This window comes from Vibrio sp. 10N.286.51.C3, from assembly GCF_003050065.1.
Taxonomy (GTDB): Bacteria; Pseudomonadota; Gammaproteobacteria; order Enterobacterales; family Vibrionaceae; genus Vibrio; species Vibrio crassostreae.
Genome location: NZ_PIGC01000003.1, coordinates 293,604 through 317,473 on the forward strand (window position 1 = coordinate 293,604; position 23,870 = coordinate 317,473).

The 23,870-nt window shown below is 43.8% G+C and carries 22 protein-coding genes; 14 read left to right on the plus strand and 8 right to left on the minus strand.

From position 1 onward, the window contains the following. Positions 1 to 87 precede the first annotated feature (87 nt). The 6 genes from CWO27_RS04765 to uraH form a co-directional block, all read right to left on the minus strand. The gene (locus tag CWO27_RS04765; RefSeq protein WP_107898634.1) at positions 88 to 2,484 is read right to left on the minus strand and encodes a hypothetical protein; all 2,397 of its coding nucleotides are present in this window, start codon (positions 2,482 to 2,484) and stop codon (positions 88 to 90) included. Between the two features lie 164 nt (positions 2,485 to 2,648). Then, positions 2,649 to 3,887, minus strand: a complete 1,239-nt coding sequence (locus CWO27_RS04770) for an alpha-xenorhabdolysin family binary toxin subunit A (RefSeq protein WP_102431566.1) — start codon at positions 3,885 to 3,887, stop codon at positions 2,649 to 2,651. 689 nt (positions 3,888 to 4,576) lie between these two features. Next, positions 4,577 to 5,941: an 8-oxoguanine deaminase gene (locus CWO27_RS04775; RefSeq protein ID WP_107898635.1), complete on the minus strand. Its 1,365-nt coding sequence runs from the start codon at positions 5,939 to 5,941 to the stop codon at positions 4,577 to 4,579. Between the two features lie 161 nt (positions 5,942 to 6,102). After that, the gene (locus CWO27_RS04780; protein ID WP_057622808.1) at positions 6,103 to 7,554 is read right to left on the minus strand and encodes a nucleobase:cation symporter-2 family protein; all 1,452 of its coding nucleotides are present in this window, start codon (positions 7,552 to 7,554) and stop codon (positions 6,103 to 6,105) included. 225 nt (positions 7,555 to 7,779) lie between these two features. Next, complete coding sequence (locus tag CWO27_RS04785; protein WP_048611821.1) at positions 7,780 to 9,123, minus strand: NCS2 family permease; 1,344 nt, start codon at positions 9,121 to 9,123, stop codon at positions 7,780 to 7,782. 244 nt (positions 9,124 to 9,367) lie between these two features. Next, positions 9,368 to 9,721, minus strand: a complete 354-nt coding sequence (gene uraH / locus CWO27_RS04790) for a hydroxyisourate hydrolase (RefSeq protein ID WP_061033007.1) — start codon at positions 9,719 to 9,721, stop codon at positions 9,368 to 9,370. Between the two features lie 398 nt (positions 9,722 to 10,119). Here uraH and puuE point away from each other — a divergent pair, with 398 nt between their 5' ends. The 14 genes from puuE to CWO27_RS04860 all read left to right on the plus strand — a co-directional run bounded on the left by puuE (position 10,120) and on the right by CWO27_RS04860 (position 22,502). Next, entirely contained in the window at positions 10,120 to 11,058 is a 939-nt protein-coding gene (puuE, locus tag CWO27_RS04795) for an allantoinase PuuE (RefSeq protein WP_107898636.1), read from the plus strand. Positions 11,059 to 11,080: 22 nt separating this feature from the next. After that, positions 11,081 to 11,596, plus strand: a complete 516-nt coding sequence (gene uraD, locus CWO27_RS04800; RefSeq protein WP_048613965.1) for a 2-oxo-4-hydroxy-4-carboxy-5-ureidoimidazoline decarboxylase — start codon at positions 11,081 to 11,083, stop codon at positions 11,594 to 11,596. 123 nt (positions 11,597 to 11,719) lie between these two features. Further along, the gene (gene alc / locus CWO27_RS04805; protein WP_107898637.1) at positions 11,720 to 12,706 is read left to right on the plus strand and encodes an allantoicase; all 987 of its coding nucleotides are present in this window, start codon (positions 11,720 to 11,722) and stop codon (positions 12,704 to 12,706) included. A gap of 14 nt (positions 12,707 to 12,720) precedes the next feature. After that, positions 12,721 to 13,281, plus strand: coding sequence for an ureidoglycolate lyase (locus CWO27_RS04810; RefSeq protein WP_107898638.1), 561 nt, complete (start codon positions 12,721 to 12,723; stop codon positions 13,279 to 13,281). Positions 13,282 to 13,295: 14 nt separating this feature from the next. Further along, a complete protein-coding gene (locus tag CWO27_RS04815; protein WP_107898639.1) occupies positions 13,296 to 14,612 on the plus strand; it encodes a urate hydroxylase PuuD in 1,317 nt (438 codons plus the stop codon). A 264-nt stretch (positions 14,613 to 14,876) separates the two neighbouring features. Beyond that, on the plus strand, positions 14,877 to 15,650 hold the full coding sequence (locus tag CWO27_RS04820) for a TIR domain-containing protein (protein ID WP_017061600.1): 774 nt from the start codon (positions 14,877 to 14,879) through the stop codon (positions 15,648 to 15,650). 142 nt (positions 15,651 to 15,792) lie between these two features. Continuing rightward, complete coding sequence (locus CWO27_RS04825) at positions 15,793 to 16,032, plus strand: hypothetical protein (RefSeq protein WP_107898640.1); 240 nt, start codon at positions 15,793 to 15,795, stop codon at positions 16,030 to 16,032. Between the two features lie 16 nt (positions 16,033 to 16,048). After that, positions 16,049 to 16,522 carry a GrpB family protein gene (locus tag CWO27_RS04830; protein WP_107898641.1) on the plus strand — a complete coding sequence of 158 codons (474 nt, stop codon included), beginning with the start codon at positions 16,049 to 16,051 and terminating at the stop codon, positions 16,520 to 16,522. A 353-nt stretch (positions 16,523 to 16,875) separates the two neighbouring features. Continuing rightward, the gene (locus CWO27_RS04835; RefSeq protein WP_107898642.1) at positions 16,876 to 18,372 is read left to right on the plus strand and encodes an RDD family protein; all 1,497 of its coding nucleotides are present in this window, start codon (positions 16,876 to 16,878) and stop codon (positions 18,370 to 18,372) included. 38 nt (positions 18,373 to 18,410) lie between these two features. Next, positions 18,411 to 19,646 carry an MFS transporter gene (locus tag CWO27_RS04840; RefSeq protein WP_107898643.1) on the plus strand — a complete coding sequence of 412 codons (1,236 nt, stop codon included), beginning with the start codon at positions 18,411 to 18,413 and terminating at the stop codon, positions 19,644 to 19,646. A gap of 50 nt (positions 19,647 to 19,696) precedes the next feature. After that, complete coding sequence (locus tag CWO27_RS04845) at positions 19,697 to 20,167, plus strand: GNAT family N-acetyltransferase (protein WP_019821249.1); 471 nt, start codon at positions 19,697 to 19,699, stop codon at positions 20,165 to 20,167. Between the two features lie 247 nt (positions 20,168 to 20,414). Then, a complete protein-coding gene (locus tag CWO27_RS04850) occupies positions 20,415 to 20,933 on the plus strand; it encodes a hypothetical protein (RefSeq protein ID WP_107898644.1) in 519 nt (172 codons plus the stop codon). A gap of 359 nt (positions 20,934 to 21,292) precedes the next feature. Further along, a complete protein-coding gene (locus CWO27_RS04855; RefSeq protein WP_107898645.1) occupies positions 21,293 to 22,045 on the plus strand; it encodes a hypothetical protein in 753 nt (250 codons plus the stop codon). Between the two features lie 22 nt (positions 22,046 to 22,067). Next, positions 22,068 to 22,502, plus strand: a complete 435-nt coding sequence (locus CWO27_RS04860; RefSeq protein WP_017105036.1) for an META domain-containing protein — start codon at positions 22,068 to 22,070, stop codon at positions 22,500 to 22,502. Between the two features lie 115 nt (positions 22,503 to 22,617). On the opposite strand, the gene CWO27_RS04865 is transcribed toward CWO27_RS04860, so the two are convergent. Beyond that, a complete protein-coding gene (locus CWO27_RS04865; RefSeq protein WP_219907880.1) occupies positions 22,618 to 23,055 on the minus strand; it encodes a DUF3299 domain-containing protein in 438 nt (145 codons plus the stop codon). A gap of 310 nt (positions 23,056 to 23,365) precedes the next feature. Then, a complete protein-coding gene (locus tag CWO27_RS23725) occupies positions 23,366 to 23,635 on the minus strand; it encodes a hypothetical protein (protein WP_240698860.1) in 270 nt (89 codons plus the stop codon). Positions 23,636 to 23,870 lie beyond the last annotated feature (235 nt).

Consider the following 23,870-nt stretch of genomic DNA (forward strand, 5'->3'; position numbering starts at 1 on the left):
CGCTAAGTAGTTAATCGAATAAAACCAAAAAGGCCGACAAGATGTCGGCCTTTTTATGGCTATTAGATAGCTTGGTTATTTCTCACTTCAGTTAGAACAACTGTTGCCATTCGGGATACCACTGCCTAAGAACTCAACCCTAATTTGTTCGACATCTTTTAGGTATTGGTTGTTGGCTTGGTCTGCCTCATCGTAGTTGTTGAGGGTGACATTCCATGTCGAGAATGGAGTTGGTTGGAAGTACGCATACTCGAACCTATTCGCCACTGCGCCATCGGTGATGATGCTAACGTCATTGGTGGTTGGATCATCTAAGCGGTAGTAAAACGCCCGTGCGACCGGATTAGAACTGAATTGGTAATCCTGATCTTGATAGCGGTCGGCATAGTTACCTGAACTCGATATTCCAAGGTTGAACTGCTTGCCATAAGGTAAGTTTTCCCCTTCTAAGAACACACGTACTGTAGAGAGTCTAACTCGGTCGAATGAACATAGTTGTGCCTGCCCTAATGGAATTGTGAAGTTCAACTCGCCAGTGGTTGCGAAGCTATCGAGTTGCTCTGGGCTAGAGATGGTGTAGTTGTCGATAGTGAAGTCTTGTGGTGCTGGCTGGAATGAAGAGAGTGCATTCACATACTCATTTTCTATGGACGCGAGGTCAAACTGGTAGTCCAAGTAACTTTTATTCAGCGAAGGTGTGATCTCACTTGGTTTCAACGCCCAGTATTCGTATGCCTGAACATAGTTAGATAAAGCCACATACATTGGTCGTTTGAAGTGCATTAGCACTCGCGACAGCTCACGCTCGATGGAGTCGAAACCTTCGCTGTCTACCTGATAACTCTCAATGGCGTCACTCAATCTTTGCTGTTGATTAGCGGTGACGTTCTTGGTCAATAATAGGTCGACGAGTTTGGCTTGCTCTTGTGCAAAGTTAAGCTGAGTGGTGTTAATTGCTTTGCCTAATAGCACCTGTTTTTCAAGTTCGACTAGGTATTGTCTCGCGCCTTTAATTCCCAAGCTATCAGCAAGTCTTAAGTTACTGCGGATCTCGGTGATCATCAGATCCCAGGCCAGATTACTCTCATTCAAAGTCGGAATATTAAAGTCAAAGCCATCCATCGCTTCGGAGATTTTATGAAGTTTGATGGTCGATTTCACATCGGCGGTGAGCTGCGCGATGCCCGAAATAGTCTTGGTAACGCTATCAATGATCCCCGTGACTGTCTTGATATTGGTGACTAAGTTTTTCGCTTTATCCAGTGCTTCTGGCGTTTTAGCCAATTGCTCGGTGAGGTCGTTGACGCCTGAAAGGTTACCTGTGAACACGCCACTCACTGCACTGCCAATCTCTGCGATGGCTTTGAAGATAGCCAATGCTGCATTGAGCTCTTGCTGAGTTTTCCAGTTTTCTACACCGACTAAGTAAGTGGTTCTTGCACTCAGTGTCACAAGTTCTTGAGCTTTGTATTGGCTGTCGATTTCGGTCAGGCTGTCGCCTATTTTGTCTATGTTAGATTGGGTTTGAGTGATGATCGAGTCTTGTGCTCTGAGAACGTCTTCAATGTTATCGAGTGCTAACTTCGCAGCTTCAATCTTGTCTTCGATCACCGTACTTCTGTCTTGAATGATATCCCACTGTGCTTGATACGCGATCATTGCATTCAGGTACGCTTCGTATTTGCCTTGGTAGAGCACCTTGTCGAGATAAGGCACATAGTTACTCTCTTTAGTGCTGAAACTAATGAACTGTTTAAAGGCAACGGTTTGTAGGTACAGGTCTGAAAGGATAGGGTCATCTTCCACCACAGAGCCGGCGTGACGTAAACTCTGCTCAATCCAGTTAATCAGTTCGAGGCTAAGCTCTGGGTTGGTGTCGAATAAGCTGGCAGCCATATCAAAAGAGCGGTTAACAATGTCGGTAAAAGGTGTGGTCGCCAGTTTCATTTGCCCTGTAATGTTCGAGTCGATGGTGGTTCTGCGGTAGTGTTCACCTGCTAGTACCACAGAGGTTCCATCGCCGTCTTCTGCAGAAAGGGCATCTCGTGTGATGCTGCCATCGTTTTGGAAGGCGAGGACATTAATCGGAGTTTCGATCTCTCCTGCTATTACAGTCACTGATGCCGCCGCGCCTTGTTGCCCGAGAACGAAAGTTGGGGCTCCTTGACCGACAATTTTACGGGCAAAAATGAGAATGTTTTGGTTATTCACTACCAAGTTGAAGTTTTCTGGAACCTCAATAGTATCGGCAAAAACGACGATCTTTGAGGGTTTAGTCACGTAGAGGTTCTGCTCCGCAATCCAGTCACTGAGGTTGATGTGGAGATCAGATGTAGAGCGAGAGAGAACATCGACATCGGAATAAGCAGATTGAACCCAAGTAGGGTATTCGGTGGAATTAGGCAAGTTATTAAGTTCTAGCCAGTCACTAGCAAAAGCTTGTGGAGATAATGAAAGAGAAATAATAATCGGTAGAATTCTCATATTAATGTCCTGTCGAAATGAGTATTAGCCAAATTTTGGGTAGCAGAAACCAACACCTTATTTTTCATAAGGCGTGGGGTTCTGTTGTTATTTTTTTATTGGTCTTGCTGGTTTAACTTATAGCGAGGCGTCGCTTTGCCGAGCTATTTATCGATGGGTATGGACTACTCCATTTCTTGAATATAAGCATTATTTGCAAATGCCTTGGCTTTCTCGCTGATGTTATTCCAGTTCATTTCTGCAACCGATGTATTGGCTAATGCACCGATAGCACCAAGCATTGCGTCGTCTTTCATGATATCGGCATTGTTTTGAGCTTCATCCAATGCTGCGAGCAGTGATGTGAAGTCGGTATTCATTTTCTGCCAATTTAACTTCAGCTTATTAATATGTGGGATAGCATCTTCAATTTGCTGAGATATAAGATCAATGCTTTCTGAAGAGCGATGGTAAGAGTTATATACCTTTTGTGTGTAAGACAATTGTTCTTCTAAATCTTTAACTTCATTTTGCAGTTCATTGCGAAGCTTACGTGCTTTCTCTGCTTTATCTCCGTAGACGCCCATGATTGGCACGGCGACCAAAGGGAACCATGCGTAGGTAACGGCGGTAGAAGCAACCGTGACGTAGTGAGTGTAGTCTTTGTTGAGTTGCGCGATTCGGGCATTGATGTCGTTTACTTGCTGTTGAAGTGCACTGCCATCATCCGTTAGATAGCCGTTATGTGTGCCTTCTAACACTTCAAGCTGTAGCTTTTGCGTGTCTAGCTGCGCAGAGAAGTCCAACAAGTTATCACCCACATCGGACACCTCTTGCTGGTATCTCAATGAAAAGTTTTGCAGGCTTTTCAGGTAAGCAATCGCCATTTTTTGATTACGTTCAACGGCTTCGATATCTTCTGGCAACGGTGAGAATGCCTTTGCCAACATCTCATTGAGGGCGTCGCTCAAAGGGTTAAGCATGTAATCTTTAATTTGCGCGTAGTTAGCCAGGCTTAGTGATAGGTTAACGATGCTTGGGTACAGGTCCTTTTTCCAGTAGAACGCGGTGTCATGGATATTTGAGTACTGCTGAACTAAGGCTTGGAAGTTAGAGAAAGGGATGTCGTTAGGAATGCTAAAAGCCGACTTCATGCTGGTTTCTGTGACAGGCAGTGCCAGTGCTCCCTCAACATAAGCTTGGATTTGGTACCACTCTTGTTGTTTGAGGATGAAATTGTCGGTTTCTAGATCGATAAAGACGCCATTTTCACCGATGATCGTATCGTAGGTGATTTGAGGTATGTTCTGTTCGGCTGACGCTTGATTAACTTGAATTGGCGCTGCTTGAGAAGTGAAAGCAAAAGATGAAAGCAGTCCAATCGAGATCGAAGATAATACGAGTGTTCGTGTGATTTTTTTCATGTTTGAATCCCTGTTAGATTTGTTATTAGCTTTTTCAGAGACAATAAATTCCCCTACCATAAAAATGGTATTTATATATTTATGCGGGTTTATTGAATTCTTTATATTGTTATTATTGTAATTATGCTGTGGGTTTTAAATACACTCTCCATTAATGTGATTTTTGTTTTTATAAGATTTGGTCAATCTATAGCAAATTTATAATTAAAAGTTCTATCTAGATCACATATTGGGATTCATATTGTTTGATTGTTGATCTATTGAATTTGGTGATATTTAAATCATTCGTTTCCATTCTTTCTTCAGGCTATATCTAGAAAGGCGTCGGCGATTTTTATTCTATTCACCAATGAGTTAAATGATAAAAATGTAATTATAATAATTGTTGTGATTATTACTAAATCTGTTGATTGAATTGATATTTATATAAATAGAACAAGCGTTTTAAATTTGACCTGTGCCAAATAACTAAGAGGTTTAATATTTAGATTTAATTAAATTAGCTAGATTTAAATTAGCAATAATTAAATTAGTGATGTTAATTGTAGGGTGAGGTTTGGTTGGATATTTAAGGGAAGAACAACCAATAGGACGGCGTATCTAATAGTCAGGAGTGAATTAGTATTAGCAGTATTAAGGAAGCTTGCCTATCATAGTGATATATACACTATGATGGGCAAGCATTGGCGTTAGTTATTATTCATTGCCAGTTTACCGAGTTTCATCGCAGCGGCGTGGTGACGGTGCATTAGTTGCTCCATGTCTACGCCGATCACCGAACCATCGTTAACTCGCCATTTTCCGGCAACCATTACTTTGTCCGCTTGTTGAGCGCCGCAGAGTAGTAGTGCTGCAAGTGGATCGTGGCTGCCAGAGAAACGAATATCATCGAGCTTGAACATCGCGATGTCGGCTTGTTTACCGACCTCTAGCGTTCCAATGTCGGTTCTGCCCATCGCTCGTGCGGAGCCTGATGTTGCCCAGCGCAGTGCGTCGAAGTGAGATACGTTTGCCGAGCCATATTGCAGACGTTGTAGATACATCGCCATACGCACTTCGGCAATCATATTTGAGCCGTCATTGGAGGCCGAACCATCAACACCTAGGCCGACTTTAACGCCAGCGGCTTCGAGGTCGTTGTTCTTACAAATACCAGAAGCTAGAATCATGTTGGACGTCGGGCAGTGGCTGATCCCTATTCCTGCTTTACCCAAACGCTTGATCTCTTCTGGGTTGAAGTGAATACCATGTGCGAGCCAAGTGCGCTCATTCAGCCACCCCACATCTTCTAGGTAATCAACGGGACGCAAGCCAAACTTCTCAATACAGAAGTCCTCTTCATCCAAGGTTTCACACAGGTGCGTGTGCATCATGACGTTTTCACGCTCACTGATCTTGGCGGTCTCTTTCATTAGATCGGTGGTGACCGAGAACGGCGAACAAGGCGCGAGTGCGATTTGAATCATCGCGCCTTCATCACGCTGGTGGTAATCACGAATCAAGCGCTGGCTGTCATCAATGATGGTTTGTTCGGTTTGAATGGTGTGTCGTGGAGGTAGCCCACCTTCATCTTCCCCAAGACTCATTGAACCACGTGTGAATATGGCTCTAACGCCCAGCTTCTCTGCGGCCTCGACTTGTAAATCAATAGCGTGCTCAAGCCCATTAGGTAGCAAGTAGTGGTGATCGGATGCAGTAGTACAGCCCGACATCATTAATTCAACCAGCGCCAGCTCTGTAGCTAGGCTCATCATCTCAGAATCGAGGTTGGCCCAAACCGGGTAGAGGCTTTGTAGCCAATGGAAGAGTTCTTTATTGAGTGCGCCGGGGTAGGCACGCGTCAGGGTTTGGTAGAAGTGGTGGTGCGCATTGATAAGCCCAGGAGTCACAACATGACGAGAGGCGTCGACGCTGTAATCTACGGGGGAGGTCGGCTCTTTGTGTTTGCCAACCAGTTCAATGATTTTATTACCTTTAATGACTATGCCGCCTTCTGCATCAGCAAGTGAGCCAGTGTAGATTGCGAGAGGATTCTTAATCCAGATGGTTTCCATTCATAGTAGTCCTTAGCCATCTCAGCCTTTTCAGGGAAGAGGGTCTTTATTTGGTATTTGTTGTTGAAAGATAAATTCGAATCAAGGGCGATGAAACAATTAGTGTTCTAGTTACGCCCGTGATTCTACGGAAATCGTTTTAACGCTAATTAGCGAATCATCTAGTTAGTTTTTGGCTCAGGGTTTTCTGATGCCGTTTGAACGTCAGGTTCTGTTGTTGCTTGTTGAATCTCTGATTGCTCGTTTGAGTGTAGTTCTTCTTCAGCTTGTTCTTTCATTTCTAGCTCAACCTGCGCTTGGCTTTCGGCTAACGCTTCTTGTTCTTCTGCACGTGAAGACTTCGGCAATACAAGGTTAAGAACAACCGTCATGATGGTGCCAGTCGTAATGCCAGAGTGCAGGAAGTTTGCCAAATCATGCGGCAAGTGTTGCAACAATCTTGGCTCGAATGTTACAGCTAAACCAGATGCCAACCCTACACAGATTACCAAGGCATTTCGCTTGGTGTCTGCGGCTTTGATCAACATGCGGATACCCGCGTAAGCAATCATTCCGAACATCACAAAGCCCACGCCGCCTAATACGGGTTTAGGGATCGTGACGGCAATTGCGGCTAATTTCGGGAATAAACCGCCTAAAATTAGTAAACCACCTGTTGCAGCTACTACATAGCGACTTGCAACACCAGTGATACCAACAATACCAACGTTTTGGCTAAATGATGCTAGTGGCATCGCTGTTAAAATCGAAGATAAGGTGCTGCCAAGGCCATCGCCTAGTAATCCACGTTTTAGATCTTTACCGCTGACTTGGGTTTGGCAGTTGTTGCCAAGTGCCATGAAGTCACCGGTTGCTTCGGCGATAACTACGATGTACACCAAGCTCATGCTGATGATGGCACTCGCAGAGAAGGTAAAGCCATACTTGAAAGGTTCAGGGCCACCGACCCAAGCGGCAGAGCTGATTTGTTCAAGGTCGACCATGCCAAGCGATAGCGCCACAATGTAACCGCCTGCTAGGCCAATCACGATAGCGGAGGCCGCAACCGCGCCTTTACAGTAAACCGATACACCAACCACGATGCCTAGCGATACAAGGGCGAGAAACAGTTTAGGTAGAGTGGCGAATTGTTCCGTGTTGGCAGGAGAGTCGCCAACCCAGTTCATGGCAACCGGTAAAATGGTTAAGCCGATTAAGGTAACCACCACACCACTTACCACGGTCGGGAATAGCTTGCGAACCTTGTCCATATAGAAGCTGGCACCAATGACCACAAACGAGCCGATAAGCGCCGAGCCCATGATAGCGGCGACACCACCTTCGTTACCGATCGAAATAGCCACACCTAAAAAGGCAAAGCTTGAACCCATCACCACGGGCAGTCGAATCCCCACTGGACCAAAACCAAGACATTGCGCGACAGTCACAATACCTGACGCCAATAGCGCTGCATTGATCAGTGAGACGATCTCTGTGTTGGGCAGGCCGATGGAGGCGCCGACAATAAGGGGGACAGCGACAATGCCACCAATCGAGGCGAGCATGTGTTGCAATGCGAGTAGAAGGGTTAAGCCGTGAGGCGGTCTTTCATTTAGGGTGTACAGAAGTTTCATTTGATATTCCTCTGCCTGCGTTTCCGTTTACAGGCGATTGGCGGTCAAATAATGACTTCTACAAACTGCGTAGGGTCATAAAAAAGGTGCACTGAATCAGCAGGGATTCTGCTCTCTCGTCATCAATACAATTAGCTTTCTTAAAAATCATATTGTTGCTTGGCTCGCGAACCAGCCAAGCAACGTTGTGAGCAATCAAGAAATGACTGCTCAGGAGCTATAGGGTTAACCGATGAACACCAGCTTGGCGATGAAGATAGCCGCTAAGAAGTACATCGAAATTGATACGTCTTTTGTTTTACCTGTTGCAAGTTTCAGCACTGTATAGGTAATGAAACCCAGTGCGATACCGTTAGCGATAGAGAAGGTCAGAGGCATCATCAGTGCGGTAATCGCAGCTGGAGCACCGTTGGTAAAGTCTTTCCAATCGACGTGCTGCATGCTGCTCATCATCACGAATGCCACGTAAATAAGAGCACCAGACGTTGCGTAAGCGGGGATCATACCTGCTAATGGCGATAGGAAAATCGCTGCTAAGAACAACACACCAACCACAATTGCTGAAAGACCAGTTCGTGCGCCTGCTGCAACGCCCGCTGCACTCTCTACATAACTGGTTACTGGCGGACAACCCACACACGCACCTGCCACACTTGAGATACTGTCAGCTTTCAGTGCTTTGCTAAGACCTTCAATTTTGCCCGTTTCAGGATTAGTTAGGTTTGCGCGCTCTGCCACGCCCATCAAAGTACCTGCGGTATCGAACATGTTTACAAAAAGGAAAGCCAAGATAACGCTGATCATCGAAACATCAAGCGCACCCATAATGTCCATTTTTAGGAATGTAGGCGCTAAACTTGGTGGTGCTGCGAAGAAGCCGTTGTAATGCACTAAGCCAAGCATCATGCCGACAAGCGTGACACTCAAAATACCGATCAGTACCGCGCCAAATACTTTACGCTCACTTAGAACCGCAATAATCAAGAATGCGATAGCAGCGAGCAGAGCTTCAGGTTTAGTGAAGTCACCTAGTGATACCAAAGTAGCTGGGTTTTCGACGACGATGCCTGCTGTTTTTAAGCCAATCAGGCCTAAGAACAAACCCACACCCGCTGTCATGGAGTAACGCAGACTCACCGGGATACTTTCAATTATCCATTGACGGACTTTGTAAAAGCTCATCCCGACAAACAAGATACCGGAGATAAACACCGCACCCAGTGCCACTTCCCAGCTGTAGCCCATTTCGCTTACTACCGTGAACGAGAAGAAGGCGTTCAAGCCCATGCCCGGCGCAAGGCCGACAGGCCAGTTCGCAAATAACCCCATTAACAAACAACCGATCGCAGCACCAATACAGGTTGCGACGAATACCGCGCCTGAATCCATGCCTGAAGCGGCCATGATTTGTGGGTTAACGAAGATGATGTAAGCCATGGTTGCGAAGGTGGTGACACCGCCGACTAACTCATTTTTTACGCTACTTCCGTGGGCCTTAATTTTAAAAAACTTCTCTAAAATTCCGTTGTTCGCATCTTGGTTGAGTATTTCTGTTTTACTCTCACTCATGTCAGCAAGTCCTTTTATGTTGTGATCCATTTATTGAATACAGCGAGATTTCAATATTAAGTTTTAAGGTTTTTCCTAGCTCTAACTCGTTATGAATGAGCTTTGTGTGGCTCATTTTTTAACTGTTTACGTTGTTAGTATTTTTATGTGAGCGTGCTTAATGAGCATGCATCTTTTTAGATGCACGCATGAATCTGTTTATTATTGGGTGATTGAGCCTAGATCGGGATTCTAAGCATCGGGACTAACTGCCCCGATAAGTCGAGAAACTGTATGGTGAGACTAAAAGCGGAACGTGGTAGTGCGCATCGGGATCATCCAAGCCGAAACGAATAACCACATCGTCTAGGAAAGGCACACCATCTAATTCCACACCTTTGCTTTTGTAGTAATCCGCAACGTAGAACACCAATTGATATTTCCCCGGTCGGAAATCATTCCCTGCCAGAATAGGCGCATCGGTTCGGCCATCGGAGTTGGTGAGCACGGTCGCCAGCTTTTCTGTTGAGTCTTCGTTTACCTTATAAAGCTCTACCTTGATCTCTGCGCCAGGCAAGCCGTGAGTCGTGTCTAATACGTGTGTTGTTAATCTTCCCATAGTCCTTTAATAGCGCTTTTGGCGCTCCTCTGTTCCGTGGTTTATCTGTCTGCTTCGACCTTGCAAAGAATGCAACTGGTCACTTTGTTATCACTAACTATGTACGAACTGTACACAATTAGTAAAGCTAATTGTTGGAAAAATGTTAACCATTGTGTCGTTTTTTCTGAATTTATAGATCTTGATTATCGTTTTTTGGTGAGCTTGTGTTTTGTTAACTTATTGTTTTTAAATGAATGAGGTGCGTAAATTTAACTTGAATAACAAAATCTTTACATTGAGATAAATAATTGTATACAATAAATGTACAGGGGTAAGGTTGCTTTGTTTATCGAGAATCCATTTGTTGACTCAGTTAAAGAGCGGCTAAGCCAACCACTTATGTTAGGAGTACTTGGATGAATAAGGATTATTCAAGAAATTTGATCGGTTACGGAGCTAACCCTCCAAACCCTCAATGGCCAGGTAATGCGCGCGTCGCGGTTTCTTTTGTATTGAACTATGAAGAGGGCGGTGAGCGTTGTTTGTTACATGGAGACGACGAGTCTGAAGCCTTTCTCTCAGAGATCCCGTCAGCACAACCGATCAAAGGCGAACGTCACATCAGCATGGAATCCATCTATGAATATGGTAGCCGTGTAGGTGTGTGGCGTGTTCTTCGCTTGTTCGATGAATATGAAATCCCACTGACCGTATTTGCTGTCGCAATGGCGATTGAGCGTCATCCAGACGTTGCCAAAGCCATGGTCGAAGCGGGTCACGAAATCTGTAGCCACGGTTATCGCTGGATCGACTATCAATACATTGATGAGTCTGAAGAGCGCGACCACATGACCAAAGCGATTGAGATCATCCAACAAGTGACGGGTCAACGCCCACAAGGTTGGTACACAGGTCGAACGGGTCCAAATACGCGTCGCTTGGTTGCAGAAGAGGGCGGTTTTCTTTACGACTCGGATGCCTATGACGATGACCTGCCTTATTGGCATACCGAAACCGGTCATCCACAACTGGTGATCCCTTACACACTCGATGTGAACGACATGCGTTTTTCAACCGCGCAAGGCTTCAACTCTGGTGAACAGTTCTTCCAATACCTAAAAGACACGTTTGACACCCTTTATACGGAAGGCGAAACCGCACCGAAAATGATGTCGGTTGGGCTGCATTGTCGTCTGATTGGTCGCCCCGGTCGTATTGCTGCATTAAGACGTTTCTTAGACTACGTAAAACAGCACGACAGCGTGTGGTTATGTCGTCGAATCGATATCGCCAACCACTGGCACCAACATCATCCATATCAACCAAATAACGCTATTCATCAACAGCAAAAGTAGTAGTGAAGCAAGGAGGCTTAACGTGACTGAATTTCGATCTTGCCAACCAACAACCATGGACCGCGATACCTTTGTCGCTCACTTTGCTGATGTCTACGAACACAGCCCGTGGGTTGCAGAAGTGGTGTATGACCAAGGTTTGAATGCCGAAGATGACCATATCGAGAATCTTCATCTGAAAATGGCATCGACCTTGTTAAGTGCAGACCAAGGTAAACAGTTGGCTTTGATCAATGCTCACCCGGATTTAGCCGGTCGAGCAGCAGTAAACGGCGAACTCACCGAGTCGTCGACCAAAGAACAAGCGGGGGCGGGCATCGACCAGTGCAGCGCCGAAGAATTTGAAAAATTCACTTCTTACAACAACAGCTACAAAAGTCGCTTCAATTTCCCTTTTATCATGGCGGTGAAGGGAGCCAATCGTTACCAAATTCTTGAGTCGTTCGAGATGCGATTAGGAAATGATAGTGAAACTGAGTTTGCTACGGCGATTCAAGAGATCAACAAGATCGCGATGTTTCGTCTCTGGGATATGTAAGTTAACGGAGTTAACAGCTATCTCAGCCCAGTCTTGGTGCGCTAAAAGTTTGATTTGTAAAAACATAAGCCACTAAGTTCTCATTTTATTATTACTTGATTAATTTCATAGGATTACACGGACATGACCCATAAATTTGAACAGTACATAAACCTTGCAGACGAAAAACTCGGCGCAGAAGCTATCTTTGCAACAGACGATTTTTTCGCAGATAAAAGCCGTCTTCTCAGCCACGCTGCGCCAGAGTGGAAAGACGACTTATACGACGATAACGGCAAGTGGATGGACGGTTGGGAAAGCAGACGCAAACGCGGTGAAGGTTACGACTACTGTGTCGTTCGTCTTGGCCTAGCTGGCACCATTGCTGGCGTTGATATTGATACCTCATTCTTCACAGGTAACTTCCCACCTTCGGCATCAATTGACGCGTGTTATTCACCACAAGGTGAGCCAACTGACTCAACAGAGTGGCAAGAAATTCTGCCTTCAATGGCACTACAAGGTGATCATCATCATCTTGAAGACATCGAAAGTGACCAAGTATTTACGCACCTACGTTTGAACATCTACCCAGATGGCGGTGTCGCACGCCTACGTGTTTATGGCCGACCAAGTGTAGATTGGGACGCAATTGATTCTCAGCAACAAGTCGACCTAGCATCGGTTGAACACGGTGGCCGAGCGTTGGCATGTAGCGATGAGCACTACGGCAACAAAGCCAACATCTTAGGCCCAGGCCGCGGTGAAAACATGGGTGATGGCTGGGAAACAGCACGTCGTCGTACGCCGGGTAATGACTGGGTTATCGTGGCACTAGGCCACCCAGGTAACATCGAACGCATCGTAGTGGATACGGCTCACTTTAAAGGTAACTACCCAGACAGTTGCTCAATTCAAGCGGCTTATGTGAAAGGCGGTACCGACGACCAAGTAGAAACACAAAGCCTATTCTGGCGTGAACTGTTGCCAGCACAAAAGCTGCAAGCGCACGAGATTCACGAATTCATTTCTGAGGTAAACGACCTTGGTGCGATTACCCACGTACGTGCAAACATATTCCCAGATGGTGGTATCAGCCGTTTGCGTCTATTTGGTACGAAGGCGAAATAAGTAAGGAAATGAGTATGAGTAATGGAATACGTCGTTTATCCATCGAACCGTTAACCAAGCAGGCTTTTGCAGAGTTTGGCGACGTTATCGAGTCCGATAATAGTGATTTCTTCATGATCAACAGTGGATCAACACGTCGCTACCACAAGCTAGCGACAACGGATGTGCAAGACCAAGACGGAGAAGCGATCATCAGCATCTTCCAAGCCACACCGTTGAGCTACCCACTGACCATCAAAATGTTAGAGCGTCATCCACTTGGCTCTCAGGCATTCATTCCATTACTTGGTCAACCCTATTTAATTGTTGTTGCGCCAAAAGGCGATGATCCAACATTAGCCAATAGCCGAGCTTTCTTGAGCAACGGCCGTCAAGGAGTGAACTATCACAAAGGGGTGTGGCATCACCCAGTTCTCGCGCTCACCGATCAAGACCAGTTCTTGATTGTTGATAGAGGCGGAGAAGGACATAACTGTGATGAAGTTTATTTCGACAGCGACCGAGTGGCATTGCATTTGGAAGATTTGCCAACGGAAGACAACAAGGAAGAGCAACGCTTAGCTAAAGCGTTGTGATACAGGAGTTTATTATGGATCCGCATATTACAGAGTGGTTGAATTTAGCGATTCGCTGGATTCACATGATTGTTGGTGTTGCGTGGATAGGCGCATCATTTTACTTTGTTTGGTTAGAGAACAACCTTAACCGAGTTAACCCTAAAACGGGCCTTTCAGGCGACTTATGGGCGATTCACGGCGGTGGTATTTATCACCTAGAGAAGTACAAACTCGCGCCACCAGAAATGCCAGAGCACCTGCACTGGTTCAAATGGGAAGCCTACTTCACGTGGATCACCGGTGTGTGTCTACTGGGTGTGGTTTACTACCTTAACGCTGAAATTTACCTGATTGCACCTGGCTCTGGCCTTGATTCAACAACCGCAATCGCGATTGGTATTGGTTCATTCGTTGCTGGTTGGTTTATCTACGATTTACTGTGTGACTCGCCATTAGGCAAAACCCCGGTACTGCTTGGCGTTGTGCTGTTTGTTCTGCTCGTCGCTGCGACGTACGGCCTAACCCAAGTGTTCAGTGGTCGTGGTGCCTACATCCACGTTGGCGCGATCATTGGTACCATCATGGTGGGTAACGTATTCCGTGTCATCATGCCTGCACAGCGTAACTTAGTGAAAGCGATTGAAGAGAAGCGCGAACCGGATCCTGCATTGCCAGCGAAAGGTTTACTGCGCTCTCGTCACAACAACTACATGACACTGCCAGTGCTGTTCATCATGATCAGTAACCACTTCCCAAGCACTTATGGATCGGAATACAACTGGCTGATTCTTGCTGGCCTCGCGATCTTCAGTATCTTGGTGCGTCACTACTTCAACACCCGTCATGGTAGCCAGAAGTTTGCTTGGACGGTGCCAGTAGCGGCATTGGGGATGATCACACTCGCGTTTGTTACCTCACCTTACGCGAAAAAACAGATGACTCCCGTTGTGCAAGCGCCAGTGGTTCAAGAAGCGCAAGTGAGCGCGACAGAATCGGCTCCAGAAGAACTTGCTGCGAATAGTGCGGCTTCGGCGACGACTGATGCTCAACAGGCTCCAGCACACGCAACGCAATCTGCTAGTGCAGGCGTCAGCTTTGAAACCATCAACAAAGTCATTCAAGAGCGCTGTTCTGTGTGTCATTCATCAACCCCTAGCCACGCCGCTTTTGCTGCTGCGCCAGGTGGTGTGATGTTTGATACGCCAGAAGAGATAAAAGCTAACGTACCAAGAATTGTTGCTCAAACGGTAACAACCAAGGTGATGCCGCTCGGCAATATGACTCAAATGACTGATGAAGAACGCGCACTGATCGGCACTTGGGTAGAGCAAGGCGCTACGCTTCAATAATGATTTAAATCCTTTACCTAAGAGCATGAGTCTTAGGTGAGGCTTGGGGAGAGTTTGGTTTCGGGCACGCGCCAAACTCATCCCACCCTGTTTCCCCGGTTCCTATAACCGGGGCTTTTTGTTTTTGGACAAAGGGAATGCAGAAATACTATTTAGTTAATGGCATATGTGTATATATGTCACTTAGAGTGTTCTCAGTGTTTGAGTAATAATATGCCAAGCTATATTATATGCAGTTAATTGCTTTTTTAAGGTGTGTTTTCAATGAGAAAACCAAGAATATTTATAGCGTCTTCAGTAGAAAGTTTGGATGTGGCAGAAGCTATTAATGTCAATCTAGATCATGAGTTTGAGGTTACTATTTGGAAAAATGGAACTTTTAAGCTTTCTTCCACTAGTGTTGATGACTTGGTTGCAAAGTCATCTTCTGTTGATTTCGCGTTGTTTATTTTTGCTCCAGATGACATTGCTATGATAAGAAGCCGAGAGCAACATGTCGTGCGAGATAATGTGCTTTTTGAGATGGGGTTATTTGTAGGAGCTATCGGGAAAGAGCGTACATTTTTTATTAAACCTCGAAATCAAGAAATGCACTTACCCACAGATCTTCTTGGCTTAATGCCAGCAGATTATGAAGCTAATCGAAGTGATGGTGATCTTGTTTCTGCAACAAATAGAGCTTGCTCATTAGTTAAGGCTGAAGTTAAAAGGTTAGGTTTATTGAATAGAGAATCTTTGAAAGCTAACACGGTGTTGGAAGTTAACTCTAAAAATTATCCTATTTCTACAGTAGATCTAAAGTTCTTATCGGTTGTTCTTTCATCACACACATCTCGCCCTGATGGCTTGGATTTTTTTCAAATTTGTAATGATGTTCACGAGTCAGATAGTTTAATCAGTTTGGCTGCAATTAAATTGGAACGTCTTGGTTATATTGAAAAAACCATCGAGCATGATAGTTGGGGGAACGGCGTGTATCAGTACTCAATCAATGAAGCAGGGATTGATTTGTTATTGGGTTCAGATTTAGCGTCATGATGTTTTAGTTAAGTCATCGTATAAAACACCCAATATAACCGCTTTGAAGGGGATTTTACCGTTATAGGCATAGTAAAGAAATTTGATATGAATCTCTACCCATGGCATTTTTAGTCCAAATTGAGTTTAGTTAGGACAGAAAATGGAAGACTTGATAGTTGCGTATTTTAGGGCGTTAAGCGCATTCTTCAGATATATGTTTCAGTCGCTAGTGATCGAATTTATTGGTTACGGAGCTGGCTGGATAGTCTGTAAAGTATTCACATTAGGGCGCTTCCCCCCATTGATTCCAACTGAAAAAGAGCGAACCAGAATCTCTTATATCGGAGCTATTAGCATCGTGTTGCTTCTGTTAGCAATTGGTGTCTTCAATAGTTTGTGATTCGGAGTAAGGATATATGAAATTTTACCCCGCGGAGCAATACCAAGCAGCTTGCAACGAGCTGTTTATCCGATACGAACGTGACATCAAAAAGCTAATCCCTAACGCGAGAGTTGAGCACGTAGGCGCATCTTCTATTCCTTTTGCCGTGTCTAAGGGCGATTTGGATATCTTCGTGGGTGTTGAATCGAGTGAATTTGAGTGTACCGTTGAGCAACTCACCACACTCGGCTTCAATGAGAAACTCGATACCTTAAGAACGCCGGAACTGTGTATGTTGGAATCTACATCAGGGGACGATGTGGCGTTGCAAGTTGTCGCTAATGGTTCTGAGTTTGAATGCTTTCTAACGTTTCGTGACAAGCTACGTGCGGCCCCTTCCCTAGTCGAGCAATACAATGCCCTTAAAATGTCTTGTGAAGGTTGGTCGCAAGAAGAGTATCGTGAAAAGAAAGCGGATTTCATTGAGCATGTATTGGAACTGAAATAGCAACAATGCCCCTCTCTTCTAATTGTCCAATTAACAGAAGTCTTATTAATACAAACTGTTAAGTCAAAAATTATTACCTCTGAAAATTTACCTTGTTAAATTTCCTTCAACCTACCTTATCGCGTTTTATAGTCGAAATTTAAGCAACTAAGTTCACATATATTGCATGGTCCATTAGTTTTGGTATTTGCCTGTGTTATGTTTCTCTCGATTTTATAAAGCGTTTCTTATCTATTGAAAGCAAAGTGTTTTCTTTCGAATTAATTTCAAGATTTGTCTATCAGTACATCAACCTAACGCTATCAAAAATCGATTTCTCTACGCCAATAATCAATACCACCTTAGGAAAGGACATGTCTGAAGTAATAGAAAACACTCCTACAATTGTACTCGCGTCTCGATGGTCTCGCTTATGGGCATCTATCATTGATGCTTTCGTGTATGCGATTTTCATTGTTCCTGTTTTTCTATATGGCGGTTTGTACGATAAATTGCTTTCCAATGAAACCATTGAGTTAACAGAACAAGTTGCTCTGACTGTTTATAGTTGGGTGGTTTACTTTTTGTGCCAAGGGTACTTACTTCATAAGAAGGGGCAGACAATTGGTAAAAATCTAATGGATATTGCGATTGTCGATATGGAAGGTAAACAAATAGGTTTGCTAAACATAGTGGGCAAACGAATCATTCCTATGGTGGCTGTAGCTTACATACCTTTTATTGGTCCATTTATATCAACGTTTGATTATCTGTTTGTTTTTCGCAAAGACAAACGCTGCTTACATGACTTAATCGCTTGCACTCAAGTTGTCATTGTTTCAAAGAAAAGTTCAGATAGCGACAACTCTGAAATTGGTGTAAATACAACCGAAGTTGTCCCTGCATCTCGATGGCCTCGTTTTTTAGCGTTTTTTATTGATGGTGTCATTACGGCTGCCATCATTGCGCCAATCTTTATGTATACAGATTATTTCCAAAAAATAATCGATACAGGGGTGATAGACCTTAGAGAAGTCGCTGCTGTCTATGCCTATTTAGGGCTGATGTTTTTATTGGTACATGGGTATTTACTGAATAAGAAGGGACAGACGATTGGCAAACATCTAATGGAAATTGCGATTGTCGATATGGAAGGTAAACCTATAGGGTTATATAAAATAGTGGGTAAACGAATGATACCTATGATTCCCTTTACTATTATACCTATCACTGGCCATTTAATATCCATGTTGGATTCTCTTTTCATTTTCCGAAAAAACAGACGTTGCTTGCATGACTTAATCGCAGGCACTCAAGTTGTTAGTGTGTCAGCCAACAATTTAGAAAAAAATGAGCACGAATCATTAGAAAACCCAATAATTGAAAATGCACCTGAAGTAAGACTCGCGTCTAGGTGGCTGCGCTTTTGGGCCGTTTTTATTGATGTCTTAATTGCTGTGGCTATTGTCATGCCAATTTATCTCTATACCGATTATTTCCAAAAAATATTTGAAACAGGGACAGCTGATACAGCAGAACTAATAGCAGTCACTGCTTACGGTTGGCTCGTGTTCCTTTTGTTGAATGGCTATTTACTGCATAAGAAAGGGCAGACTATTGGCAAAAATATAATGGAAATTGCAATTGTTGATATGGATGGCAAACAACTAGGTTTATTCGACATAATGATCAAACGAATTTTACCTATGAACATCTTTGTTTATATTCCTGTTATTGGTCAATTTATTGCGTTGCTAAACTATCTGTTTGCTTTACGTAAAAACAGACGTTGCTTGCATGACTTAATCGCGGGAAGTCAGGTTGTTAGTGTTGCTGTTCCTAGAAATCTCGATTTCAGCACTATCGAATAGAGATTCATAATTAAGCACTTACATACTTTAGGCATTTCATGATTCATAAGCTTTTCTCAGCCATTTCTATTTACAGGTATTTACCGAATAGCATTTATTATTTAGCACTGGCTAGAATGATTCTGGGAATGGGTAACTTTATCGTTCCATTTTTAGTCTTACTGTTAACCGATAAGTTGGGTTATTCCGCAACAGTCGCAGGTTCCCTTGCCATGGGTGTGACGGGCTCTTACCTTTTAGGGAGCTTTTTAGGTGGGAGATTAGCGGATAGGTTGGGACATAAACGGGTCATGGTGTTTGGCGAGTTTATGTGTGCTGTATTATTGATTATTTGTGGTTTCTTCGCCGATGCTCCGGTCGTCGTACCTGTGTTTTTGTTTTGTGCCTATTTCTTTGGCGGCTTAGCGTTGCCCGCGAGTAATGCTTTAGTTGCTGACCTTTCTACCCCTCAGAATCGTGATGCAGTTATGTCACTGAGTTATCTAGCCTATAACTTTGGTTCAGCTCTTGGTCCTGTTATGGCTGGGTACTTGTTCTGGAATCACACTGACTGGATATTTTTCGGCAACGGTTTTGCGGCTCTTTTTTGTGTTTTTATTGTGGCTGCATTTGTGAAGTTGCAACCTGGAACGGAATCGACCAGCAAGAGTGAACTGGAGCAGCCCGTTTCTGGTTCGGTTTGGTCAGTTTTAAAATCAAGGCCACGGCTTTTGTTGTTCACTTTTCTATGTGGATTACTGTGGTATTCGCTAAATCAAATGACTATGGCGAGTCCATTGTATTTGAGTCATGTGTTTGGAGAGCAAGGCCCAATTATTTTCGGGCAACTTATGACTTACGCTTGTGTTGTAGTGGTGCTGATTACGCCAATCTTAATGAAGTTCACGTCAGGTAAGGCTGAAACCGTAAGCCTTGCTTATGCAGGCTTTATGTTTGCCTTTGGTTATATGCTCGTCATGTTGTTTCCCAACATTCCTGTTCATTTCTTTGCTTGGCTATTTCTATCTGCGGGCGAGGTTCTTCTTTTGACAAAAGAGGGCATATATTTAGCAAACAACTCCCCGTCGAGTCATCGTGGACGCATTCAAGGCGTGCTCATTACCTTGCGAACGGTTTTCGTCATGCCTAGTTTTATCGTGATTGGCTACTTTATCGATGATTATGGGTACACTTTCACTTGGTTTAGTGTGATATTAATTTCAGTTGCTGGTGCCGTTGGTTTTTATCTTATGTCAGCTAAGGGGAAGCAATCTCCAGCGTTAGTCACCGAGTAGTTATTCGATTTACTAGCAAGTAGTATCTTTTAGTCACCAGAGGTAGGCTTATGATTACAATTAGAAAAGCGGTTGAGTCTGATGCTCAGGATATTTTCGATATCCGAAGCCGTGCCATTGTCGAGAAGTGCTCGGCTTATTACTCAGAAGAACAGCTGTCAATATGGACGCAGGGTGGAATGTCTGATGGATTCATCAGTGATGTAGTTGAAACCTTCCACGTTTCAGAAGTTGATGGTCGAGTGATTGGCAGCGGTAAGATCAACATCGAAACCGGTATGGTTGATGCTATTTTTGTTGACCCTGACTTTGCAGGAAAAGGTGCAGCGAAGCAGATGTTGCAGTTCTTAGAGGAGCTCGCGATTCAACACAACTTGCCCTTAATGAAGTTAGAATCGACCCTGAATGCCGCTACGTTTTATCGTTCGTGTGGCTTTATTGGCGATGAACTTTCCACTTATCACTCGCCTAGAGGTATTAGCCTCGATTGCATCCCTATGGAAAAGCCGGTGGTTGCTTAAATAAACAGCGCCAATACCAATCTTGGTGCTGTTTTTACTTTCCCCTTACACTCTTTTCTAACATCGAACCTAGTATCAAATTTCTCTTTGTTATACAGGCAAGTCTCTCATTATGAAGAACTTCTTCGATAGCGAACTCATGCTCTCTAGCTCCTTGAATTTCGTTTTGCTATCACTAGGGCTAACGCTCATCTTACATATTCCAATTTGGTGTGGGTTCAACTTGAGCCGACGCAAATGGAAACTTATGGATTATTTATGGCCGTTCTTGGCGGGTATCGGGATGCTGGGTGCAGTGTCTGAGATTCGTGCGAAAGTAGCGGGTGATTGGGTTGAAACAGAACAAACCAGAGCGGTGGCGATTTTAGAGTCGGTTCAGCAGTTTTCTTTGGATAAGCTGAGAAGTGATACCTGCACCGGTCAATCATCTTTAGATAATCACGCTCAGCACCATGAAGCGTGTTTGTGGTATTTGAATACCGCAATTACGTTCAAAGATGTCGATTTCACCTTGCTACCGAATGCATCGGATTTTACGGTTCCTGCGCCGAGCGTTTCGCTGGTGGAAAGCGATGCGGTGTGGGTGGATGGTATGTTGAGTCAGTATGAGAAGCAGAAAAACCAATACATTAAAACCAGAGAGGCCCAGGTCAAGCAGCCACTAGAAAGCCTCTTTTGGTATGTAAGCCCTTATTTAGTTTGCTTTGCGATAGCTCTCCGCCTTACTAAGGTGACGGCAGAACTTAAACTGGACAAGCTTGGGTAAACTACCGTTTAGATTCAGTGGGTATGGCTTTCTTTGACGAGGAAGCCTCTCGTTTTCTTGTCCGTGTTAGTCATTTTATTATTTGATAAATAACCATACGCAACTCAGTTTAAATTATTGTGTGGCTAATATTACCGTCCCCTAATTTATAGACTTTTGTTTTCATTGGTTTTTTCTTTCTGATCTTGTTAAATGTTATATTTCTAGTTCTAAAGTATGATAGTTATATTATTATAAACCGTAAAAAAGTATGCGCCCCAACTTGATTCTAATATATTATTTTATCATGTGTTGTTTTTCTTTTTTTTTGTACATAACATCCTGCCAGCTAAATACTTATTAAATATTAAGGTCAGTATATGCTGGAGAAAATTAAACTTACATTTCTATTATTAACCCTGCTGTTTTCTAACTCGGCGCTAAGTTCAACACTATTTATCAAGAATAGCTTGGACATGTCTGGAGAAAGTGGCAGCGAGGAGATGAAAGCTTTTTATTCAATTAACAAAGGTGCTTGGGTTGATATTGAACAGCTTGATATGAATGACCCGAGCTCCCTGTCTAATCTCATTAGTTACACTGATGGTGATAGGTTAAGAATCAAAGTTATCACACCGACTAAGCGATTCGTTAGTCAAGGTATGTCTATACCTTACTTCCGTAACTCTCAACCTCATATGTTTGAAATTAAAGGCACGACATTGCCAGAAGAAGTTCATATTCAAATAGATGGTGTATTAGGGCGAGGAACGATCAAGCGTGCCTTTACTACCGATTCTGGCTGGCAATATCGTGTAACGACCTGTGGCGGTGCCGGTATTGTGATTGCCTGTGCTGTTGGTGATTATGGTGAGCTAGTGATGCGTTTCGCTGGTATTACAACAATCCCTGTTTTCTCTGGTTCATCTTATATTGATGAGCGATTCTTCGATAAGCTTGAGAAGGGGAAACAGATCGAATTACTCGATAATAAGGGGCATTATTTCAGCGGCTTGTTTTACCATGAGGTGAAAATTTGGGACCGAGAAGCTGGAGAGATTTTTGACCTTAAAGCTGGCGGGTTAGGGCTGGGAATGGGTGAAGCAGTCTCAATTAAATTCACACGTTGGTAATTCATAAGTAACGGAAAGAATAATGAAAAAAGTAATTTTATCGCTTAGTGTGTTGTTATTTTCTGGAGTGTTAGGAACAGCCGTTCAAGCGCAAGAAATAGAAACCTCTCATGAGTTATCACCAATGCACCAGGCTGTTATGGGGCCTTGGAATCTTATTCGTGTTAATGGTGAGCAGCCGACACACCAAGCATCAATACAAATAGCACGAGACAACATTTATGGCCGTACGGGGTGTAACCATTTTTTCACCCACGTGACGACATTTGAGCAGGGCTATTTGGCATTCACCCCAATTGTCAGCACGAGAATGGGCTGTAGTGGAACTCAAGCGATTCAAGAGAATTTGATTTTTGATACATTCGAAGAGAGCGTTACTGTGGCTTACGACGATGTAGGTGAACAGCTGACGATTATCGGGCATGACAATACGTTGATTTTCGAACCGTCAAGCTAGTCTGGGATTGATTGGATGTTAAAAAGAGCCTCGATGCGGCTCTTTTTGTTATAGGTTATGAGTTGTCGGTGAAACCAAAGCTAGCATTAGCACTTCGTGGTTCACGCCGTTTTAGTTAGTGGTAATTCACTACCAACGAAGCATTCATATCGTACCCCATGGTCAGATCGGTATCGCCATCGACAAGATATACATTGTCGGTGGTCAGTTTTAACGAAATCACGCCTTCTACCCAAACTGGGTACTGAACGGTTTCTACTTTGTAGCCTTCGGGGTAAGAGACTCTGACAATTTGGTTCGCTGGTGGTGGTGGCATATGTATGCACGCTCCTGCTGTAGGAACTAACAAGAATTCGGTAGCAACGAGGGGCGCTGAGAAAGCAATTGGAACCAGGAATCCAGGTATACGCACCTTCTTACCGTCAAAGTCTTGAGTCAATGTCTCTGATGCTCGCTGTTGATTCGCGATGTATTTCGAACGCAGCTTCAGTAATTCATCGGCGCCTAGCCCTTCTGATGTTAATTTTTGCTGCGCTAAGTATGTTGAATACAAGATGTCTCATCAAATGGCTACTTTGCTTTTAAGAACATTTACTTACAGTCAGTTAACTAAAATTGTATCTAACCCCAAGTTGTAGTTGAGGCCCATAAATCCCGTTGTTCTTAGAAGATATCGAGAACGCGGCTTTATCCGTTGCATGGAATCTCGCGCCAAACGTAAAGATCGAATGCTCTCCATTTGCACCGACCATGACATTTGCCTCTACTCGTTGGGTAATCCAGGCTCGAAGCCCTGCGTTGAATTCAATAAAGGCTTTGCTTTTCCCTGGAGCGTAAGAGCCTTTGTTGTAGTGAAGAAATAATTAAGTATTGAGATCGATGGCTTGGTTGATAGGACCGTAAACTTGAGGGCCGATATAGACGTCATAGTTGTCTTCATCGAGATCGGCATTTGAGCTTACTCCACCCAGAAGCGCCAGGCTGTCATTGATATCTCGCACCCCTTCCAAACTAATACCATTTGGCTTTGTTTGAATCCCAAGCTCTACAAAATCTGTAGTGAAATTTGCAGCAGACAATGCTTGGTGAGAGAAGGTACATAGCAGTAGAGGTATTAAATTTTTAATTTTCATATGACTTATAAAAGGTAATGCCAGCGGGGCGAAAATCGGATGGTATTTTATTAACTAGGTAACTTGAGGAAGATGAAGCTCGAGGAGAACAAAGTCAAAATAAATAAAATATTTTGTTGTTCATTTTTGTGTTTTTGTTCAGAAAGGGGGGGTGAGGGAAAGAGTGATATCAAACTTATTTTGTATTGAGTTTCTATTTTGTGCGTTTATTAAACATTAACGTAAACATCAACAA

Excerpts from the sequence above, each read along its gene's own strand:
- CWO27_RS04765 (WP_107898634.1), bottom strand. The coding sequence starts at position 2,484 with ATGAGAATTCTACCGATTATTATTTCTCTTTCATTATCTCCACAAGCT.
- CWO27_RS04770 (WP_102431566.1), bottom strand. The coding sequence starts at position 3,887 with ATGAAAAAAATCACACGAACACTCGTATTATCTTCGATCTCGATTGGA.
- CWO27_RS04775 (WP_107898635.1), bottom strand. The coding sequence starts at position 5,941 with ATGGAAACCATCTGGATTAAGAATCCTCTCGCAATCTACACTGGCTCA.
- CWO27_RS04780 (WP_057622808.1), bottom strand. The coding sequence starts at position 7,554 with ATGAAACTTCTGTACACCCTAAATGAAAGACCGCCTCACGGCTTAACC.
- CWO27_RS04785 (WP_048611821.1), bottom strand. The coding sequence starts at position 9,123 with ATGAGTGAGAGTAAAACAGAAATACTCAACCAAGATGCGAACAACGGA.
- uraH (WP_061033007.1), bottom strand. The coding sequence starts at position 9,721 with ATGGGAAGATTAACAACACACGTATTAGACACGACTCACGGCTTGCCT.
- puuE (WP_107898636.1), top strand. The coding sequence starts at position 10,120 with ATGAATAAGGATTATTCAAGAAATTTGATCGGTTACGGAGCTAACCCT.
- alc (WP_107898637.1), top strand. The coding sequence starts at position 11,720 with ATGACCCATAAATTTGAACAGTACATAAACCTTGCAGACGAAAAACTC.
- CWO27_RS04810 (WP_107898638.1), top strand. The coding sequence starts at position 12,721 with ATGAGTAATGGAATACGTCGTTTATCCATCGAACCGTTAACCAAGCAG.
- CWO27_RS04815 (WP_107898639.1), top strand. The coding sequence starts at position 13,296 with ATGGATCCGCATATTACAGAGTGGTTGAATTTAGCGATTCGCTGGATT.
- CWO27_RS04820 (WP_017061600.1), top strand. The coding sequence starts at position 14,877 with ATGAGAAAACCAAGAATATTTATAGCGTCTTCAGTAGAAAGTTTGGAT.
- CWO27_RS04825 (WP_107898640.1), top strand. The coding sequence starts at position 15,793 with ATGGAAGACTTGATAGTTGCGTATTTTAGGGCGTTAAGCGCATTCTTC.
- CWO27_RS04830 (WP_107898641.1), top strand. The coding sequence starts at position 16,049 with ATGAAATTTTACCCCGCGGAGCAATACCAAGCAGCTTGCAACGAGCTG.
- CWO27_RS04835 (WP_107898642.1), top strand. The coding sequence starts at position 16,876 with ATGTCTGAAGTAATAGAAAACACTCCTACAATTGTACTCGCGTCTCGA.
- CWO27_RS04840 (WP_107898643.1), top strand. The coding sequence starts at position 18,411 with ATGATTCATAAGCTTTTCTCAGCCATTTCTATTTACAGGTATTTACCG.
- CWO27_RS04845 (WP_019821249.1), top strand. The coding sequence starts at position 19,697 with ATGATTACAATTAGAAAAGCGGTTGAGTCTGATGCTCAGGATATTTTC.
- CWO27_RS04850 (WP_107898644.1), top strand. The coding sequence starts at position 20,415 with ATGGATTATTTATGGCCGTTCTTGGCGGGTATCGGGATGCTGGGTGCA.
- CWO27_RS04855 (WP_107898645.1), top strand. The coding sequence starts at position 21,293 with ATGCTGGAGAAAATTAAACTTACATTTCTATTATTAACCCTGCTGTTT.
- CWO27_RS04860 (WP_017105036.1), top strand. The coding sequence starts at position 22,068 with ATGAAAAAAGTAATTTTATCGCTTAGTGTGTTGTTATTTTCTGGAGTG.
- CWO27_RS23725 (WP_240698860.1), bottom strand. The coding sequence starts at position 23,635 with ATGAAAATTAAAAATTTAATACCTCTACTGCTATGTACCTTCTCTCAC.